Annotated in this window: 15 protein-coding genes and 1 tRNA gene; 5 read left to right on the forward strand and 11 right to left on the reverse strand. The window is 38.4% G+C overall.

Translation table 11 applies throughout. The features are described 5' to 3' along the window. Positions 1-41 precede the first annotated feature (41 nt). Positions 42-115, forward strand: a tRNA-Ile gene (locus NC99_RS17865). A gap of 108 nt (positions 116-223) precedes the next feature. Here the strand turns inward: NC99_RS17865 and NC99_RS17870 are convergent. The 10 genes from NC99_RS17870 to NC99_RS17915 all read right to left on the reverse strand — a co-directional run bounded on the left by NC99_RS17870 (position 224) and on the right by NC99_RS17915 (position 13,532). Beyond that, positions 224-1,540 (reverse strand): HlyD family efflux transporter periplasmic adaptor subunit, encoded by a 1,317-nt coding sequence (locus tag NC99_RS17870; RefSeq protein WP_053186995.1) that lies wholly within the window; start codon positions 1,538-1,540, stop codon positions 224-226. Positions 1,541-1,591: 51 nt separating this feature from the next. Beyond that, positions 1,592-3,796, reverse strand: a complete 2,205-nt coding sequence (locus NC99_RS17875; protein ID WP_053186998.1) for a peptidase domain-containing ABC transporter — start codon at positions 3,794-3,796, stop codon at positions 1,592-1,594. After that, on the reverse strand, positions 3,793-4,695 hold the full coding sequence (locus tag NC99_RS17880) for a thiopeptide-type bacteriocin biosynthesis protein (RefSeq protein ID WP_053187001.1): 903 nt from the start codon (positions 4,693-4,695) through the stop codon (positions 3,793-3,795). The genes NC99_RS17875 and NC99_RS17880 overlap by 4 nt, the downstream gene beginning before the upstream one ends. Further along, entirely contained in the window at positions 4,688-6,961 is a 2,274-nt protein-coding gene (locus NC99_RS17885) for a lantibiotic dehydratase family protein (RefSeq protein ID WP_082326559.1), read from the reverse strand. Before NC99_RS17885 ends, NC99_RS17880 begins: the two co-directional genes overlap by 8 nt. A gap of 190 nt (positions 6,962-7,151) precedes the next feature. Beyond that, positions 7,152-8,288 (reverse strand): quinone oxidoreductase family protein, encoded by a 1,137-nt coding sequence (locus NC99_RS17890; protein WP_157625048.1) that lies wholly within the window; start codon positions 8,286-8,288, stop codon positions 7,152-7,154. Between the two features lie 5 nt (positions 8,289-8,293). Further along, a complete protein-coding gene (locus NC99_RS17895) occupies positions 8,294-9,406 on the reverse strand; it encodes a lanthionine synthetase LanC family protein (protein WP_162231254.1) in 1,113 nt (370 codons plus the stop codon). Then, a complete protein-coding gene (locus NC99_RS17900; protein ID WP_053187013.1) occupies positions 9,396-10,118 on the reverse strand; it encodes a hypothetical protein in 723 nt (240 codons plus the stop codon). The genes NC99_RS17895 and NC99_RS17900 overlap by 11 nt, the downstream gene beginning before the upstream one ends. Before the next feature lie 58 nt (positions 10,119-10,176). Next, a complete protein-coding gene (locus tag NC99_RS17905; protein WP_053187016.1) occupies positions 10,177-10,476 on the reverse strand; it encodes a class I lanthipeptide in 300 nt (99 codons plus the stop codon). A 253-nt stretch (positions 10,477-10,729) separates the two neighbouring features. After that, complete coding sequence (locus NC99_RS17910; protein ID WP_053187019.1) at positions 10,730-11,710, reverse strand: glycoside hydrolase family protein; 981 nt, start codon at positions 11,708-11,710, stop codon at positions 10,730-10,732. A 1-nt stretch (position 11,711) separates the two neighbouring features. Beyond that, a complete protein-coding gene (locus tag NC99_RS17915) occupies positions 11,712-13,532 on the reverse strand; it encodes a glycosyltransferase family 2 protein (protein WP_204375048.1) in 1,821 nt (606 codons plus the stop codon). Between the two features lie 159 nt (positions 13,533-13,691). On the opposite strand from NC99_RS17915, the gene glf reads away from it, so the two are divergent. Beyond that, positions 13,692-14,801: a UDP-galactopyranose mutase gene (gene glf / locus NC99_RS17920; RefSeq protein WP_053187025.1), complete on the forward strand. Its 1,110-nt coding sequence runs from the start codon at positions 13,692-13,694 to the stop codon at positions 14,799-14,801. A 187-nt stretch (positions 14,802-14,988) separates the two neighbouring features. Here the strand turns inward: glf and NC99_RS21990 are convergent, their stop codons facing one another. Beyond that, positions 14,989-15,186, reverse strand: a complete 198-nt coding sequence (locus tag NC99_RS21990) for a hypothetical protein (protein WP_157625050.1) — start codon at positions 15,184-15,186, stop codon at positions 14,989-14,991. A gap of 64 nt (positions 15,187-15,250) precedes the next feature. Between NC99_RS21990 and NC99_RS17925 the strand changes: the two genes are divergently transcribed. From NC99_RS17925 to NC99_RS17935, 3 genes are all read left to right on the forward strand, one after another. Continuing rightward, entirely contained in the window at positions 15,251-15,919 is a 669-nt protein-coding gene (locus NC99_RS17925; protein ID WP_053187029.1) for a hypothetical protein, read from the forward strand. A gap of 130 nt (positions 15,920-16,049) precedes the next feature. After that, positions 16,050-16,364 (forward strand): helix-turn-helix transcriptional regulator, encoded by a 315-nt coding sequence (locus NC99_RS17930; protein ID WP_162231255.1) that lies wholly within the window; start codon positions 16,050-16,052, stop codon positions 16,362-16,364. Positions 16,365-16,367: 3 nt separating this feature from the next. Beyond that, positions 16,368-17,573, forward strand: coding sequence for a primase-helicase family protein (locus NC99_RS17935; RefSeq protein WP_053187035.1), 1,206 nt, complete (start codon positions 16,368-16,370; stop codon positions 17,571-17,573). Positions 17,574-17,917: the final 344 nt, after the last annotated feature.

Genomic DNA, 17,917 nt, shown 5'->3' on the forward strand with positions numbered 1-17,917 from the left:
TGCTTTCATGAAGTGGAATGTCGAAATAAAAAAGGTTTTTAGGGCCTATAGCTCAGTTGGTTAGAGCACCTGACTCATAATCAGGTGGTCCCTGGTTCAAGCCCAGGTGGGCCCACAGCAATAAACAAGGCACTTTCAGCGATGAAGGTGCCTTGGTGTTTTTGAGGCGGGTACAACATAGGTACAACAAATTCGATTCTCTATGATATTTTAAAGATCAAATCTATTCAACATTATTCTTAAAGATTGCTACAAGAGGCTGAACCAATCGTTCAATTAACTTCCTGTCGTTTGTAATAATTTCAACAACTCCTTGCATTTCCTGAATGAAAGGCAATTCCTTGCTATAATTGGTTACCAGACCATTCGATAGTCGCACTTCTGCGGTATAATATCCTCCTCCTTCGGGTGTTTTTACCGGAACCATGGAAATATTAGTTATCGTACTTTCCAGGAGTCCGTATTCCATGTATGGGAAATTGTCGAGTTTGATATTTACTTTTTGCCCTACCTCTACCTTACCTGACCCTGAAACAGGAATAACCATTTTACCGATTATTTCTTGCTCCGTTTCCGGAACCATAGTAAAAATACTGTTACCAACCAGAACAGGCTGTTTTTCCGACCACAAATCAGTGAATGCCACTTTCCCATCAATGGGAGCTGTCAGCACATAGGTTTGTTCCCATGTGTCAAACTGCGCCTTGAGATTGTCACTGCGTTCTTTCAAGGTAGACAGGAATCTGCTTTCCTGCTCATTTTTCTGGATATCTAGTTCCAATATCTGCTGCTTTAATTGGTTAATCTGTATTCGCGTATTTGATATTCCCGAGACCGAACTCCTGTAATTATATTTCTGCTTGTAAAAAATTTGTTGGGACTGTTCATATTGCACTTCTGACAAGACCTTTCCCGCATATAAAGTAGAATCCCTTTTAAGTTGTTTTTCATTTAAATCAAGGTCTCTTTTCAATATACTGGTTTGTTCTTCAAGTTGAACCAGGTATCTTTTATAATCAATGACTTGCTGTGATAAAGACTCCATCTGTTGCCCCAAATGATTAAGCCGGACATAGTTTAAATATTCTTCCCACTGACTGACGAGTGAAGAATAATAGCTTTGACATTGACCTAGTGCTAATGTTTTGGGAAAACTAAAAGCTCTCAATCGATCTGTTGAACTAAAAGAAACACTTATGCTGTCCAGTAGACTTTTTAGTATCACCATATCATCAAAGATAGCGGGGTTTTCTATAACCGCAACAGCTTGCCCTTTCTTCACATTCTTTCCATCGGTAACAAATAACAACTCCAATCGCCCACTACTTCTCGCTACAATGGGAATAGGCGGGTTTTGCGAAACAATAGTAATGTGACCAGAAATGATATCAGGATATTTATAAAAGAAGCTTCCCAACAACAAGGAAAGTACGATCAACAGAATAACAGATATTGAACTTCGCACAATCCATCCCGGCGGACTACCCAGAATCTCCCTGACTTCCTCACTTCGTAGTTCTATATTGTTATTCTCTGACATTTCCTATTGCTTTTCAAATTCATGGTTTAATTTTGGCATCGATAGAACTTGTCAACTTCCCAGTTCCAACTGGTTTTTTACCAGATTATAGTATGTACCTTTTCGGTCAACTAGTTCGCTATGGGTACCTATTTCAGTAATTTCACCTTTGTCCAACACAATAATTTGGTCTGCATTTTTTACAGTACTTAACCGATGGGCAACAGTAACTACAGTTTTACCTTGAAAGAACTCATCTAAGTTACTCATGATTTCCTTCTCATTATTGGCATCCAGCGCATTAGTTGCTTCATCAAAGAAAAGAAACTCAGGATTTTTATACACTGCCCTTGCTATTAATATCCGCTGCTTCTGTCCCTGGCTTAAACCAACCCCTTCCTGCCCTATTTTCGTATTATACCTAAGTGGCAATCCTTCTATATATTCTCTGATATTTGCTGTTGTTACGGAATGAAAAAGTCTGTCCTTGTCCGGGATATCATCAGCGACTGCAATGTTATTGGCAATGGTGTCAGAAAAGATGTAGCCGTCCTGCATGACCGTTCCACACTTCTTTCGCCACATATCCATGCTGAATTGTTGAAATTCGATGTCCCCCAAACTGATTTTCCCCTCATTGGGCGGGTAAAAACCCAAAAGGAGTTTCAATAATGTAGTTTTACCACTCCCACTCGCGCCCACAATTGCAGTGATTTTATTTTCGGGAATAGTCAGGTTGATATCCTTTAATACCCGGGGTGATCGGGGACCTTCGTAATGAAACGATAAGTTTTCAATTTTCAGTGTGCGTTGCGATTGCACAGGGAGTTCTTCTATCTTTTGCATATCAGCAGGTTCCTCTTCCTCGCGTTCATGAATTTCCCCTAAACGTTCCAGACTTATTTTTGCATCCTGGGCGGTTTGGATAAATCCGATAAATTCATTGATAGGGGAATTCAGTTGTCCTATAATGTATTGAACCGCCACCATCATTCCCAGGGTCAAATCGCCTTCGATCACAGCCTTGGCTGATATAAAAGAGATTAGAATATTCTTGGCCTGGTTGATAAACACCGATCCTGCCTGCTGGTTTTGCTGCAACATTAATCCCTTTATACTGACCCGGAACATACTTGTTTGTATTCGTTCCCATTCCCAGCGTTTCTGTTTTTCGCAACTGTTTAACTTAATTTCTTGCATGCCGGTAATAAGCTGGTAAATATTACTCTGGTTGTCAGCCGAAACAGCAAAGCGTTTATAGTCAATCTCTTTTCTTCTTTTCAGGAACAATAGAATCCACGTGACATACAGGATGCTACCGGCATAAAAAACTAACAGGATCCGCAAGTCATAGTATGCCATGATGAAACTGTAAATGATGAACATGAACACGCCAAATGACATGCTGATCAGATTACCCGTTAAAAAAGATTGGATCCGCTGGTTATCATCTATCCGCTGCCTGAGATCTCCTATCATTTTTGTGTCAAAAAACCGGATGGGGAGCTTCATAAGTTTAATCAGGAAGTCTGAAATCAAAGAAATGCCAACCCGCACACTGACATGGAGCATAATCCAGCTACGGACGAATCCTACTGCTGTCTGGCTTATAGTTAGGACTAATTGTGCAACCAGTACCAGCACAATAAAATTCAGATTATTGGTTGCAATCCCCACATCAACGATGGCTTGTGTAAGAAAAGGCAGGATCAGGCTCAGCAGGCTTCCGGTCAGAAAACCGAGTATGAGTTGCAAAATTAATCTACGATAAGGTTTAATATACTTCAAAAGGTACCTAAACCCCGCTTTATTCACTTTTTCCCCCTTCTCACTATAAAAATCAGGCGTTGGTTCCATAAACAGGGCAATCCCCTTTTGTTCTCCGTCCTCTTTAGTGCTGGCCCAACATCTCAGGAATTCATCTTTGGAATATTGTAACAACCCGACAGCCGGATCAGAAATAAATACGACAGCTCCACTTCTGTTTGATCTAATTTTATAGACTACGACAAAATGGTTTTGATTCCAGTGCAGAATGCAAGGAAATGTTGCTTCTTCTAACTGCTCAAATCCTAGGCGCACGCCCTGCGTTCGAAATCCGATCTTTTCAGCAGCGTCGCTTAACGACAATAAAGAAACTCCTTCGCGAGATTTATACGTCAGCTCTCGTAAAACATGCAGATTATAGTGTTTCCCATAATATTTGGCCACAATCCGCAAGGCAGTCGGACCACAGTCCATGGCATCAGGTTGTTTATAGTGAGGGAACCTTTTCATTTATTAACTTTGTTTTCAACTCCATACTGTAACCTGGCTGCCTGCGAACTATAAAACTTGCACATAAAATAATATACTACCAGTTCATGCATCCGCTGTTTGGTCCGAAACAAACGGTTAAAGTGCATATGAACCAAACTGGACAACAAGTTATTCAGGGGCATTTCTATTTTCCCTTGATCAGATATCTTCACAATGTCTTGGATTATTGGCTGGGCACTACTCATATATCCCGAAATATGTCCTAACCCCGGAAAGTTTTTCCCATTTTCTAAATCAATAATATTGGTTATGTGTTTTATTTCCTTCCTGTACTTTTTATCCAGTTGTATTCTCATGGACTTATTTATTTGAAATTCCGAGGAATAACCATCATTGAGCATTTTGTAGAATTTTATCTTGTCTGATAATGATAAACCAAATTGTTCCAGTAATACATCCATACACTTTACACCCCACAACCACTTGATTAGATCATTTCCAGCTTCTTCGGTTTCCTTTAAAAAATTAACGATTGCTAAACTATCCAAGCAGAACAGGCTTTCCATTTCTGTTATGGTTAGTTTCCCATATCTTTCCAGTTCTCGGCTATAGGTATCAGCAGAAACATTCCAGACCAACCTGTTGTCCAAGTAATATTTTAAACTGTTATTTAAAAGCCTGATCACCACATTTAGTTTAGACACATCCCGCAAATGAAAACGGATTCTCAAATGATAATCAGGATCTGTATATCGGATAAAAAAGAATTTATCAATTATTTTAGTTTGAAACAACTCCGTCACAACCTGATGTAATTCCCGAGTCAAAATGGTTTCCAGAGTTTTAGGGCCTGAATAAATCTTAAAATATGCCCATTGATCACCTAAAATAAACCTTCTCTGTACTTCATTATTCATTGGTCGGCTTTTTGTCCTTGTAAAAACTCAAAATCACCTGGTTGGTAAATACCTCTTCATCCCTTTTTACCAATGGGTATTGGTCATCAAATAAAAACTCTTCGAGCCTGAAAGGTTTTTTCTTAACCTCAGAGAATAGCATCTGAACAGATAATTCATGGTTAAAATCGATCAGTAGTTTATTATCACCTTGAACCAATAAAACTTTGTCCGGTATGTTTCTTTTCTTTTTGAACTCTAAAGCTCTTTTGTGGAAATGTTTATCTGCTATTTTCGGAACTTGTTTTGTATCATCAGGAACTATATTCCATATCGCGGGAGAGAAAATACTGTTCTCGTATCTAACTCGTGGCAGAAAGGGTTTACTTTCCAAGATTGGGCCCCAGTTAAACCCAATCCAGCTTCGTAACCCTTGTGTTTGCATCGCACATAAAAAATGATAAACGGGCAATGAATTGCTAGGGAAGTTATGTGCACAGGAAAGTCTGGGTAAAACTTCTTTATTCAATCGTTTTGACCACAATTTTATATATTTGCCGTGGGGAACTGAGACCATCAAGTCCGCTAACGGGATAACATTGCTTCCAACCGAAGGATTAGCCAAATATGGGATTTCGTATTCCCGTAACACGGGACGCATTAATATGTTGCCTATCCGGGATTCTGGCAGATGGACAATTTCCGCCAGAACCTTATCCGGATTTAGTTCCTGTTCTTTTTCTGTTATTTGTTTTACATGCTTATGAATTTTTTCATCCAAATAGCAGAAGCGCCCCAGCAAGCTGGATGCGGATGATCCTCCTGCCTGTCCCATTGTAATAAGTGGGTCTTCAAAGCATTCCTCTGTTCGAATCACCTCGATCATGACGGAAATCGTATCAGGCAAATCATCCCAAGTTTCAGGAAAAGGTTCTAAATCTTGATCGGTAATTCTAATCTCCTTCGTCTGACCATCTTTTAGAAAATCATCGTATTTTTTTAGAAGCATCCGTTGTACCGGTGTGATTTTTATGTCCTGTACAATGAATTGCTGACCGGCAAAAAATACTCCCTCCAATAACGGCGCTATATCTCCGTTCTGTCCGTCTATTTTTCCGAATCCAGCCCCGGCTTCAACGTCAAGGGCCTGAAGTAGAGATATTTCTTCATCTTCGTATTTCTTATAAAAGTCTTTCCGAAATTTTTCTAACAATGGATTTTCATATGGAGGGGTTAAACGGTTAAAGGCTTTGATAGCCTGATAAGCGGTATTACATATCGTATCACTGACCGATGCTTGTTTGGGTGCTACAAATAAATCTGACTGGAACAGGTATTTTTCATCATAGTTGGTTTCGAATGGTTTAAGCTGTTCTTTTACGCTTTCGTAAAGGGCAATCGGTCTGCCAATAGGGTTGTTATCTATATTCTGTAATGAAGCTTCAATCTCCTTTAACGAAGAGATTATTTCTTCTGTTCCATCAAAATCTTCCAGCTTACCAATGAATTGTGTCAACAAATCATCTCCCGTAACAGACGGATCCAATTCACTGGCTAGAATCTGGTTATTGATTAGCTCATTAATATACTCCCTGGCGTATTCAATGGTAATATCTTCATCAACTAGTAAATTCGCCATGCCGTCAATCGTTTCCCCATTTGCTGCTTTTTGCAGAACTTTCTGCAAATACTCAGTCTGCTCCGCTTGTGACAAAGTAAATTTCCTTTTGGCTTTAAAAAAATGATATTCCGTATAGCGCAAATCTTTACCCGATTCATAAAGGCTGGTGTTAGGATAGTATCGGGCTTGATTTTTTATCAATTCAGTTTTGGAGACATCCTGAATTAAAGCGCAAAGATAGCTCATATCCAGGCGGGTGCTGCTCTTGAATTTATTCAGTTCTGCAAGCTCAATATAACTATGTTGTCCAATTTCTCCAACGCCACATCCAGCAAAAAGACCAAAAGGTGTACAACGGGTATGCATGCGTACATAATATTTTAATAAGGAAATTCGCGATTTTAGAAGTTTAATACTTGCCTTCTTTCTTACTAATTCCGGTTGAATTTCGTTAGTCAATACTGGTGAAGCTAAAAATGTGGCTTCGTGAAATATGCTATTGTTTGCCCATGAAGAGTCAACTGTAGTACATTCTTCATTCAAAATATTCAAAGGACAAATAGATGTTCTAAAAATGAATGAATGAAATTTTTGAAAAGTTGCTTTAAATTTGCCACTCATTGTTTTCAAATAAAAAGAATAAAAGTTATATTGTTTAGTTCGCATCTCTGATTTTTGATCTCAATATATTTGCTACATTTCAGAAATAGTAGCTATACCGATAAAAAACCACCCATCATTAAGAGGATTAAACTGCTTGTGAGTTTATGACTCATACTTTCTATAAAACACCGATGATCTATAAGATCGACGGTAAACAGTTTCTCGCTTACGCTTGTCATATCAGTAATTTGGATTAGTCATCATATTTATATACTACCTTGCCAAATCGGGCAGGGTCATTAAATGTACGGTCAAAAAAGTATGACAATTCCGGACCAGACACTACACTGTCGACTGGAATGTTAAAATTGCCAGATATATAATCATTAATAGCTTGCTTTAGGTGCCTACGTTCTCCTAAGCAACTCCCAATGAGTGATATATTTTTTATAATTAAATACGGAATAGCTTCGGGTAGTGTTTTCCCAATATATTCGTTGTTATTTTGCTCAACTGTTTTACACTGACCTGAGAAACCACATGTCAAATACCTAGAATTAAAGCCCATACAATCAATCAGTCTCCCGAAATGCAAATCAGAGAAAGGATCAAAGACAACATCAAAACCTCCAGTTTGTCTTACAAACTGTGTAATTTCCTGAGAGTGCATCAGGTTTGTAAGATGTTTTTCCAACTTAAAAACTTTTTTGACCCCTAGCCTTTCAAATTCTTCACCAAAATTATCACTTGTCGTTAGCCCATATACATTGCAGTCCAAGTTTTTTATAGCTTCAGCAAATATGAGTGATGTGTTTGATTTCAATGATGTTATCAATATATTTTCCTTTTCTCTTATTTGAGCTTTCTCTCTAATATTATAGATCGTATGTCCCGCTATGGTAAAAGCAGCCGCTATTTCATCAGGCATATGTTCTGGAATTCTGATTAACTGGTCCTTATGAAAAAGTTGATAGCGCTTAGAAGATGTATTTGATGGTATTCCAGGAAGTAAACTTTTATTAAAGTGAAATGGATAGGGTGCAACGGGTATTACTCTATCACCAACATTTATCTCTGTTACATTAATTCCCTTTTTTATAACTGTGCCAACAAATTCAGATCCTATAGCACTATACATGGCATCCTCACCGCTCATTTGTTTTTTCATCCTATTCAAGAATTCAAAAAGAAGAGCTTTGTCTCTGTAGTTAAGAGAAAAGGCATTCTTTTTTAACAGAACAAGATTGCCACCATTTTCTTCGCCTAAGAATATAGGCTCTTTCTGGTCTACAATAGCGATGGGTATCCTTACCTTCTCTAAAAAGAAATGGTCAAGATATTTAACGGAACCCTCAACCACATTGTTACTGCAAATCACTATATTATTCATAATTACTATTTTAACAACATTAATTTTTCCCATTGTAGATGGTCATTCTTTAAAAAGCTTAAGAGTACGAGACCTACCCCGCTTAGCCCTGTAAGAAAGCCGGTGCGAGAATACTTCTTCTCTTTAAGAAACCTTAACGTAGTATTTAACCAGTAAAAAGCTGTTTCTTCAAATCGTTTGTCCTTAGTAAGCTTATACGCATTTAAGAATATTATAGCCAGTCCAGCACTTCCATGACAAAAATATGGGTCATCGACCTGACTGTCCGAGACATCTCTCCTGATTGCAGAATGTAAAAGAATCTCTTTGCCGAATTCGTAGACTTCCGTATTACCTATTTTATTGCCGGAAATTAGGAAAGTTATACCGATTCCAGCATCTCCATAACACCATGCTAAACGACAATTTTTATCAATTCGATTTTTGGAAGATATACCATAAGCAAACAAAGAGGTGTTTTTACTCGTGTGATTCTCGTTACTTAAGTAAAACTGGTAGATTTGCTCGACTATTCTTTTTGCGTGCCAAAAATTGGGATATTTGAAGTAAGTCTCTGCCATAATTCCGACTATTGCGGCCATTCCATGTGCTAATCCGAGGTTAACGTAGCTTTTATCAAAAGTTACCCTATGATATGATTTCCAAAATATACCATGTCCATTTTTGTTGCGAAATGCTAGTAAATCATTGATCATTTCTTCGAGAAATGGAACTGCTACGTCATCAGGGCGATTCAAGAAATAAAACATATACCCGAGTCCCCCGAAAAGGAATTCATAGTTATTTGGCTTCAACGACTTTTTAAAAGTTGAAAACATTTGATTATCTGTGTCATAGGTTACCTCTAATGGTATCTCCAACGTCTTGTTTATCAGGCAAAATGCTGTTAATATGCCGCAAAGACCATTCGCATAATTATATGTATAAGGTCTGGATTCAATTTCCCCTATAACCCTCGGTATAGATTGATTTAAATAATTTGTAATGTTTTTATCTTCTTGAAAGTTCAAATACTCAGACAAAAACAAGATCTTTCCTATCTCCCCTTCAAGAAGCCCAATCTGTCTCAAATTATCTTTCGTCACCTCGTTAGCAATATCACTGATTTTATTGATCATGAATGACATTATTAGTTGAAGGAGGCTTTTTCATACATTTTTGCGATTGAAGGTGTTCTATGACACCTGTAAACCTTCTTTTATTCATTTTGCCCTTAACATTCTCGTTGTACAATATTTCTATTGCAGACTTCGCCAGCTCTTTTAACTCAAAATGTTCTAATGAAGAATCTCGTTCTTCAAAAGTTTTTACAGGGGGAAAACCCAGAACTCCGTTGTGGTATATAAGTGGATCGGGGTCATCGAATCCTAAAACATGCATCATTTCATGATAGAAAAGCTTCTTTCGAGTGCCCCCACTATTTATAGGGGATATCCAAACATGACACTTGTAAAGATAACCCAGGGCAGTCCATTTTCGTCTAGTCAAAGCCGAATAGCCTTTGGGTGGATCACTAAAGTCAACTTTGACATTCCCGTTAGAATTAACTCTCATTATAGGTAATTTAGGGACTAAACTATGTATTAACGCAATAAAATCATCGATCATTTTTATATCTTCTTCATAAAAGAGACCGGCTGCTTCGATTCTCATTTCGGATTTCCATTTAACGATAAACTTTTCATTAACGAATCCAGTCATAATAAAATGCTCTAATTCTTTATCATTATAATTTCCGAGAAAAGACAAATCAGTATTTTCATTCAAGGTACACGACAAAAAGAATACAGATAATGGAAATATAATGATAGATAATATCTTTTTTTTCATAACACGTGTGATTCGAAATATGAAAACAGGATGGAATATTCCACCCTGTCATGCGTATTTAACAATATTGAGCAGAGCCATAAACATCAACTCCCGTTATTTCACATATCGGCTCTCCATTTGGTCCGGTATAGATTAACTGATCTGATGGTTGAGCTGGTGGTTCATCACCACCTCCGATCGTATAGCCAATAACAGAACCGACTATTGCAGAAATAGTAGCTACGCACAAGTTAGAAGAATACGTAACTGTTGTAATAGGGCTAGTACCCCCCACAACATTTGACTGTTGAACATCGTTGAGTTCTACAATTCTCTGCTTCTTCAATTCTAATCTTTTCAACTTTTTCTTTTCCATAACAAGATTTTTATGGATTGATAATTCGTTTTTTAATTTCCACTATCGCAGGACTTTGTTAACCAATCGGCCTGTTGACTACACGGCACACCAGGCTTAGCCATGACAAATAGGTAAAAAGATTCTTCCTGTTTGCTGATCGTATTTCTTGTGTATCTTTGCCGGCAACTACATTGATTTGTGGTTATTATGCTTATGGAACCGGCGAAGGGGGCGAGCCTGACCCGGTTCTTTTATGATTCTATATAAAATTTTAACTCATTTGCTTCTCCAACTCAACGTTTAGTTTAAAGAAGCAGAGCCAATTCTTTACACTTCCTTTATGTTCGGTAAACATTATCGCATCTTTGATCAACCCCAAACCAAGACCGGTCAAGCCTCTTTTAAAAAAAAGATCAGATACGGTCAAATCAGTAATAATAGCGTTAAAATATTCATTGGCAACTTTGAGGTCGATTGCTGGACTCTCATTTGGCAAATAGAGTAGGTTTTGCCAGATATTTTCTATTTCATATTCCTTCTTTTCGGGTTTCATCATTGTTTCCAATTTTTGCACTAAAGTTGATCGCTCTATTATTGAACTATCTACGTTCTTCAAAAGCTTTCTGAAAATTATTAAATCTTCATTTGGAAAACTGGAAAGGTCTTTTCCAATCAAGCATTTTAGAGATTTGACTAAGACATTTTTAACTATTTCATTTTCAAAGCCTGATACACACAGTCGAGTCAGCAAGAAAACAACACAGTTGTAATAGGCTAAACCTTGTGTTGAATTATCCAGATGTTTGTTGATTCCTTCAAGCACCTGAACAATTAGATCCTGAAGCCAGTCGTGCTGAGACTGTCTATTGTCCCACCGACATAACCAATAAAGCATTTGTGTATTTTCGGGTGGTTTATTATTCGAAACAGAGGTTTGTAGTCTTTGGTCAATGTCATAAAGAATATCATCAGGATCACCTTCTACGAAATTTGCTTTGATTAAATGGTTGGTGCCGATGCCAACTTCAAATAATTCGTGCGAAAGGATAGGAAGCTTATTATCTTGTATCTCCGTGAAAACATCGTCAAGCATTTCATCTGCGACCTTAGTATAAATTGGCTGTTTTATGAATCGACCATAGTGATAAAAAAAGACAATTATGCCTATTCTCCCCTCAAACAGTCCAACCTGAGAAATATCTTGAATATTTATCATTAATGTATTGGCGATTTTCTGTAATAATCTTTTCATGTCAATTCTTTTTTTGTTCGATAACTTTTCTAAAAAAGGAAGTTAAGGCAGGAACGTGATAGTCAAACGAGAATAGCATCCTTTTGTCCATAACGTTGCATGCTAATTTCTCCATCAAATCCTGATCTCTGAGTTTCAAACATAAATCCTCGCAATCTTTAAATAAGATTCCAATGTCAAACTTCTTGATCTTTGTTTCTGTCGCAACAATGTGACCCTTGTTATTTTTTTGAATAACAGGAAGTCCGGCTGCCATATATGTATTTATCCTGGCAGGTATATTCAGGTCGTCCCATGAAGCTTTCATCAGGCTTCCCTGATTTTGACTCTCAAAACTATGTAGCCAGCCTGCATCGTATTGTGAGAATTCTTTTACCCAGTTTGAATGGGAACAATGCGGGTGGACATGAAAGTGACTGGGAGCCACTCTTTTGTATTCATTAATCTGCTTTTCTCTCGAGTCATGATAATTCTCTGTATAAAGATGGATGTGGATGTTATTTTTCGATAGTTCCAGAAGGTCCTTTGTAGATATGCCGACCATTCTTCCCGCAATTACGGTATGTATGGCTCCATCTTTAGCTGACAGCTTTGGTGAGAAGTTAGTTGTAAAATAATCGGCTTTCGGCAAATCGCCATCCAATATATAGGACGCATTTGATGAGGGGATAAACTGTTCATACCATATCCGAATGGTTTCATTCAAATATATCCTCCCATCTGCATGGCTATACAAATGAAGTAACTCATTCCAGGTTCCCTGTCGCAAACAAACTGAAGGCCCTTCCTTAAAATGCCAAACAAAAGGGATTTGCGGACAACTTGTAAGAACCTCATAGGCAAGAGGGACTGCTCCAAAATTCAACAGCCCATAAATAATATCCGGCTTTACTTCTTCGACCTTGTTTTTCCAGTCGCGATAAGGAATATCCTCAACGTGTCCAAAAGGCAAATGCCCAACAGTATTGAAGCTAAAAGAGGGTTTTTGAACCCATAATCCATATAGCTTATGACCAGCCTCTTCCAATGCGTAAATTCGTTCCGGGTTGTAGGCCAGTTCGCCAACAATCAATATCTTTAATGAGTGTGCAATAGCTTGGGACTGCTTTCTAAAAGAACCATAGAGCTTTTCCTCATCAACAAATTTATATTTTGAAACCTTTAGCCTTATTGGTTCTGATACACCATAATAGCTCCTGAAATAATTTAAGCCCCCACCATATTTCTCACCTAAAATTTTATGTCTTTGATGGGGATGATTAGTCCAATAACAGGTTACCTTCCTGGTTGGAGCAAATATTCCATCTCTAAGTAACTTATGCCAATACATAGAAGCCAGGTTTTCCGTAACCCACTCACTCCTCTCCAACCATTTGTGATTTGATTTTCGATGTGATGTTTGCACCAACTGGAGACAATAACCTTTTTTTATTGTAATACACGATTGGTTGGCAGAGAAAGACATCGTATCAGAAGTCTCGTATTTAACGCCACTAAATGTCAACGAAATATCGGGAGACTCGGCAAACTTTTCTGCCAATGTTTCCAAATGACTTTCAAAGTAATAATCATCAGAAGGCAGGTAAGCAATATAGTCATATTTCGCTTGAATAAGTCCTTGATTAAGGGCAGCTCCCAATCCCGTATTTTTTTCATTTCTAAAATAACGAATTCGCTTATCGCTAAGAAAATCCGAGACATAAAACTCCGTTTCGTCGGTGGAGCCATCATTGATAATAATTAGCTCCCATTTGCCATAGGTTTGGCCTTGCAGACTGACAATAGCACGTCGGATAAAAGAGGCTTGGTTATAGGTTGGCATTAGCACAGAGAAATACATCGTAAATAGTTAACTTTAGTTAGGATAAAAAACAACAGTCATATTATATACTACCAGAATGATAAAAAATATTTTTTTAATCTTTGTTTCTCGATAACTAATACATCCTAATACAAGTTTATACTCATAAACAAAATTGAAATGTTTGATTTTCTTATTGTAGGTTCAGGTTTATATGGAGCAGTCTTCGCTCACGAATGCAGGAAAAAGGGGTTTAAATGTCTTGTTCTTGAGAGAAGGGACCATATTGGTGGAAATCTTTACTGCAAAAATGTCAATGACATCGAGGTTCACTGGTATGGCGCGCATATATTCCACACTTCCAGTCCGGAGATCTGGGATTACATGAATCAATTTGCTCAATTTAACCGGTACACTAATTCTCCTATGGCCTTTTATAAAGAAAACCTCTACAATCTTCCTTTTAACATGAATACTTTCTATCAACTTTGGGGGACAAAAACCCCTGCTGAAGCCCGTCTCAAAATTGAGGAACAAACAGCCCGACATAAAGGTGCCCTCCCGGCAAACCTTGAAGAGGCTGCTTTGCAGATGGTTGGAGAAGATATTTATTTCAAGCTTGTCAAGGGATATACTGAAAAACAGTGGGGAAAAAAGGCCACTGAAATACCGGCTTTTATTATCAAAAGAATTCCTTTAAGGTTTATTTTTGACAATAATTACTTCAATGATCCATTTCAGGGAATTCCAAAAGGTGGGTATAATGTGATTATAGAAAGACTGTTAGAGGATATTACAGTTCATCTAAAAACCGATTTCCTGGAAAATCGGGATCATTGGATGACGGTGGCGAGGAAAATTATTTTCTCGGGTGAAATAGATCGATTCTTCAATTACAAATTAGGCAAGCTGGAATATCGAAGTTTACAGTTTGAGCATAAACTTTTAACCGGAACATCAAATTACCAAGGCAATGCCGTTATTAATTACACCGATGCAGAAGTGCCGTATACCCGGATTATAGAACACAAACATTTCGACTTTGGGACACAGAAGGACACTTTCATCTCTTATGAATATTCAGCTGATTTTAAAGACGGACTTGAACCATATTATCCCATAAATGACGAAAAAAACAATACGCTTTATCAACGATACAAAGAAGAAGCGAAGAAGCTCCCACAAGTTCATTTTGGGGGAAGACTTGGATCATACCGGTATTACAATATGGATCAGGTTGTAGCAGAAGCGCTAAAGGACAGTAGAAGCCTCTTAATATCTTTGACATAAACTACTGTGTTTTAAAACATAGCACACTTAATTTTTGTTTCTTTCCAAACAGTTTGGAAGTCGTGACGACCAAAAAGAATAAAAAAAGCATCATATGTTATTTAACGTGAAAAAACAGAGGTTACCTTCTTATTTTTTCAGGATTAATTTTACAGCCTCAAAAGTAGCTTCCAAGGCCCAATTTTTTTTATTCAATTCGTTGTTGGTTTTTAATAATTTCATCAACAAATATAGTCTCACGATTCTCGGCTATTATCAAATCATTCTCGCTGCGATGATCTTCGTATGGTTGTAGCTTGCCTATTCTCCAAATTTCCCACCCCCCACCCAATTCAACCCAAAATCCACCAAACCATACACCGGCGCAATTTTCATTTGACTGCATTTATTTTATTTATTAAGTTTAATCCTTCATAACCAGGGCTGTTGAAAACAAAAATGACAGGAAAATGGATGCACTAATACGCAAAGCCGGCCAGATTTTGTACCTGTTGGATTTAAGGATCAGGAAGCTGCTTTATTACAGGATCCTTCGAAACCATACCTCCATGATTCTTTTTATTTGGATTTTCCTGACGGTAATTTTTTTGACGGTATTGTGGGGACTGGGATATCCATCCGAAAAAGCGATTATGTATTCCATTGGGTTAAGCGTTGTGTTCTTCATTATGCTGGTTTTAATGGGGGCATACTACGAAGCAAAACGCTTACAAGCCAATGAACTCAACTCGTGCTTTCATTTCACCCGCTCCAACATGAATGGCATCCTCATTTCAGAATTGGGCTTTTCAGAAACGGACCGTGAAAACCTGAACCTTGTGCTCAATAACCTTCAGCCCAAAAGTAAAATCGATTTCAAACTGGTTTCCGACAACCGGATTGCAGCAGACTATAAAAAACTTCTACGAGTTATTCATTTACTGATTGTTGGCGGGATCAGGGATTTCAAAAAGGAACAAAAGGAACTGCTCTTTAAATTCGTGGAGGCCAACTTCACCTTGAATGGATCACCGGTGAACCGGGCCAGTTTTAATTCCCGGTTTTCGGAACTGGTCAACGAAAAGGAACAGGAATTCCAAAATAACCTGGAGCCTTTTCAAAAAGCACTTCGGAAATAGACGGTATTTCTCCCGTAATTACCCCGTAACTGCAAATACTTTCTTGATGATCAGTCAGATGCGAGCCTATATTCGCTGATGACAATTTGTTGCACCTGGCAACATGAGTAATCATCAAAAAACATCTGCCATGGAAAATGAAGCAATTATTTCAAAAGCAGTTCTAAATGAACTCAAACAGATCAAAAGCCTGCTATTCGAGAACAAGACGGTTTTCAATGTTGAAGATCTCTCGCAGTACACCGGGCTTTCGAAAAGCAAAATCTACAAGCTGCTTAGCCAGAAACTCATCCCAACGGGGAGCAATGCCAACATCCGCCAGAAGTTTTTCTATAAGAAGGACATCGATGAGTGGCTGATGGGCTTTTCCCGCGAAGACCTGGAAACAGAAGAAGCTTTTAACCAGTCCCTTTCCAGCAACAGGAAATTCGGGCAATCCCTGTAGCGTATGGAAAAGGTAGCATACATCCGGGTTGGGACGTCCTATTTCAAACAAGTGAACGCACCGACCATTGCCGGCGAGTTCAACCAGATCCTTGTTCCGTGGAATATTGATACCATCAAACAGGACTACGGAAAGGATTTCATCGGGCAAATTCCCAAGTATGACGGTTTTACCTGTATTCCCAGCCATACCAACTTCAAACAGGTTTGCTCGGGATTCTATAACCGCTATTCTCCGCTCAGTCATAAACCTGAAGAAGGCCCAATTGAAGTTTCTCTGCGTTTTTTGAATCACATTTTTGGAAGCCAATCAGAACTGGGCCTGGATTACCTGCAATTGTTATATCAAAAGCCCGTTCAGATTTTGCCGATCCTGTGCCTGGTGTCAAAGGAAAGGTCAACAGGAAAAACCACGTTCCTGAAGTGGCTGAAAACCATCTTCGAAAACAACCTGACCTACCTGACAAACGATAGTTTTGGCAGCCAGTTCAATTCGGATTGGACCAATAAACTGCTGATTTGCATCGATGAAGTCCTCTTTAACAAGGAAGAACTGACCGAACGGATCAAATACCTCAGCACAACCAACTACAATAAACTGGAAGCCAAAGGCAAGGACAAAGTTGAAGTTGAGTTCTTCGGGAAGTTTATCCTGTGCAGCAACAACGAAGACAACTTCATTAAAATCGATGCAGCGGAAGAACGGTTTTGGGTCAGGAAAATCCCAAAGTTCAAAACGGAAGACACCGGTTTATTGCGCAAACTGGTCCGGGAAATCCCCGCTTTCCTGTTCTTTCTAAAAAGCAGGAAACTCAGTACCGAAGAAAGCAGCCGGATGTGGTTTCCTCCGTCAAAAATCAGAACCAGCGCTTTGCTGAACCTGGTGAAACACAACCGGAGCCGGGTGGAAAAGGAGCTGGCCAATATCCTGCTAATGGTCATGGAGAAATACGACTTGGACGAACTGGATTTTTGCCCGTTGGATGCCATGTACGCCGTCAACCAGACCAGGGTAAAAACCGACCTGACCCAAATCAGGCGGTTGCTGAAAAACGAATGGAGATTAAGCCCGAAAGAAAACTCACTTACCTATGAAAAATTTGCCATTTGGAATAAAGGTGATATCACCCGGGAAACCAGCACCGGGCGCTTCTATACCGTGAAAAAGGATTTTTTACTTGAAAATTTTGATGAATTGATGAGAGAATAGATTATGCTGCTGAAAATAAATAAGATAACCTCTCATCAAAACCTCATCAAAGGCTCATCAAAATGAAAAGTGATGAGGATTACTTAAAACCAGAAAATCAAAACTGATGAATTGATGAGAAAATGATGTGATGTAAGTAGCTGACAGAAAGAGGAGTTAGGAGGTATCTCATCAAATCATCAAAAAAATAAGGAGAACACTGCTGATGAAACGAACATGTTGCTCCGCACACAAACACGAATGAAAATAATTTTCAGCAACATGTGAGTTCCATCAGACCATTAAAAAACAAATTATTATCTTCCGCATTCAAAAAAATCAAAACTCCTAATTTTTAAAATAGA

This window comes from Sunxiuqinia dokdonensis, from assembly GCF_001270965.1.
In the GTDB taxonomy this organism is placed as follows: Bacteria; Bacteroidota; Bacteroidia; order Bacteroidales; family Prolixibacteraceae; genus Sunxiuqinia; species Sunxiuqinia dokdonensis.

Coding starts and splice junctions, on each gene's coding strand:
- NC99_RS17925 (WP_053187029.1), top strand. CDS start 15,251: ATGGATGCACTAATACGCAAAGCCGGCCAGATTTTGTACCTGTTGGAT.
- NC99_RS17890 (WP_157625048.1), bottom strand. CDS start 8,288: ATGAATAATATAGTGATTTGCAGTAACAATGTGGTTGAGGGTTCCGTT.
- NC99_RS17930 (WP_162231255.1), top strand. CDS start 16,050: ATGGAAAATGAAGCAATTATTTCAAAAGCAGTTCTAAATGAACTCAAA.
- NC99_RS17915 (WP_204375048.1), bottom strand. CDS start 13,532: ATGCCAACCTATAACCAAGCCTCTTTTATCCGACGTGCTATTGTCAGT.
- NC99_RS17895 (WP_162231254.1), bottom strand. CDS start 9,406: ATGATCAATAAAATCAGTGATATTGCTAACGAGGTGACGAAAGATAAT.
- NC99_RS17870 (WP_053186995.1), bottom strand. CDS start 1,540: ATGTCAGAGAATAACAATATAGAACTACGAAGTGAGGAAGTCAGGGAG.
- NC99_RS17935 (WP_053187035.1), top strand. CDS start 16,368: ATGGAAAAGGTAGCATACATCCGGGTTGGGACGTCCTATTTCAAACAA.
- NC99_RS17885 (WP_082326559.1), bottom strand. CDS start 6,961: ATGCGAACTAAACAATATAACTTTTATTCTTTTTATTTGAAAACAATG.
- NC99_RS17905 (WP_053187016.1), bottom strand. CDS start 10,476: ATGGAAAAGAAAAAGTTGAAAAGATTAGAATTGAAGAAGCAGAGAATT.
- NC99_RS17910 (WP_053187019.1), bottom strand. CDS start 11,710: ATGAAAAGATTATTACAGAAAATCGCCAATACATTAATGATAAATATT.
- NC99_RS17880 (WP_053187001.1), bottom strand. CDS start 4,695: ATGAATAATGAAGTACAGAGAAGGTTTATTTTAGGTGATCAATGGGCA.
- NC99_RS17900 (WP_053187013.1), bottom strand. CDS start 10,118: ATGAAAAAAAAGATATTATCTATCATTATATTTCCATTATCTGTATTC.
- glf (WP_053187025.1), top strand. CDS start 13,692: ATGTTTGATTTTCTTATTGTAGGTTCAGGTTTATATGGAGCAGTCTTC.
- NC99_RS17875 (WP_053186998.1), bottom strand. CDS start 3,796: ATGAAAAGGTTCCCTCACTATAAACAACCTGATGCCATGGACTGTGGT.
- NC99_RS21990 (WP_157625050.1), bottom strand. CDS start 15,186: ATGCAGTCAAATGAAAATTGCGCCGGTGTATGGTTTGGTGGATTTTGG.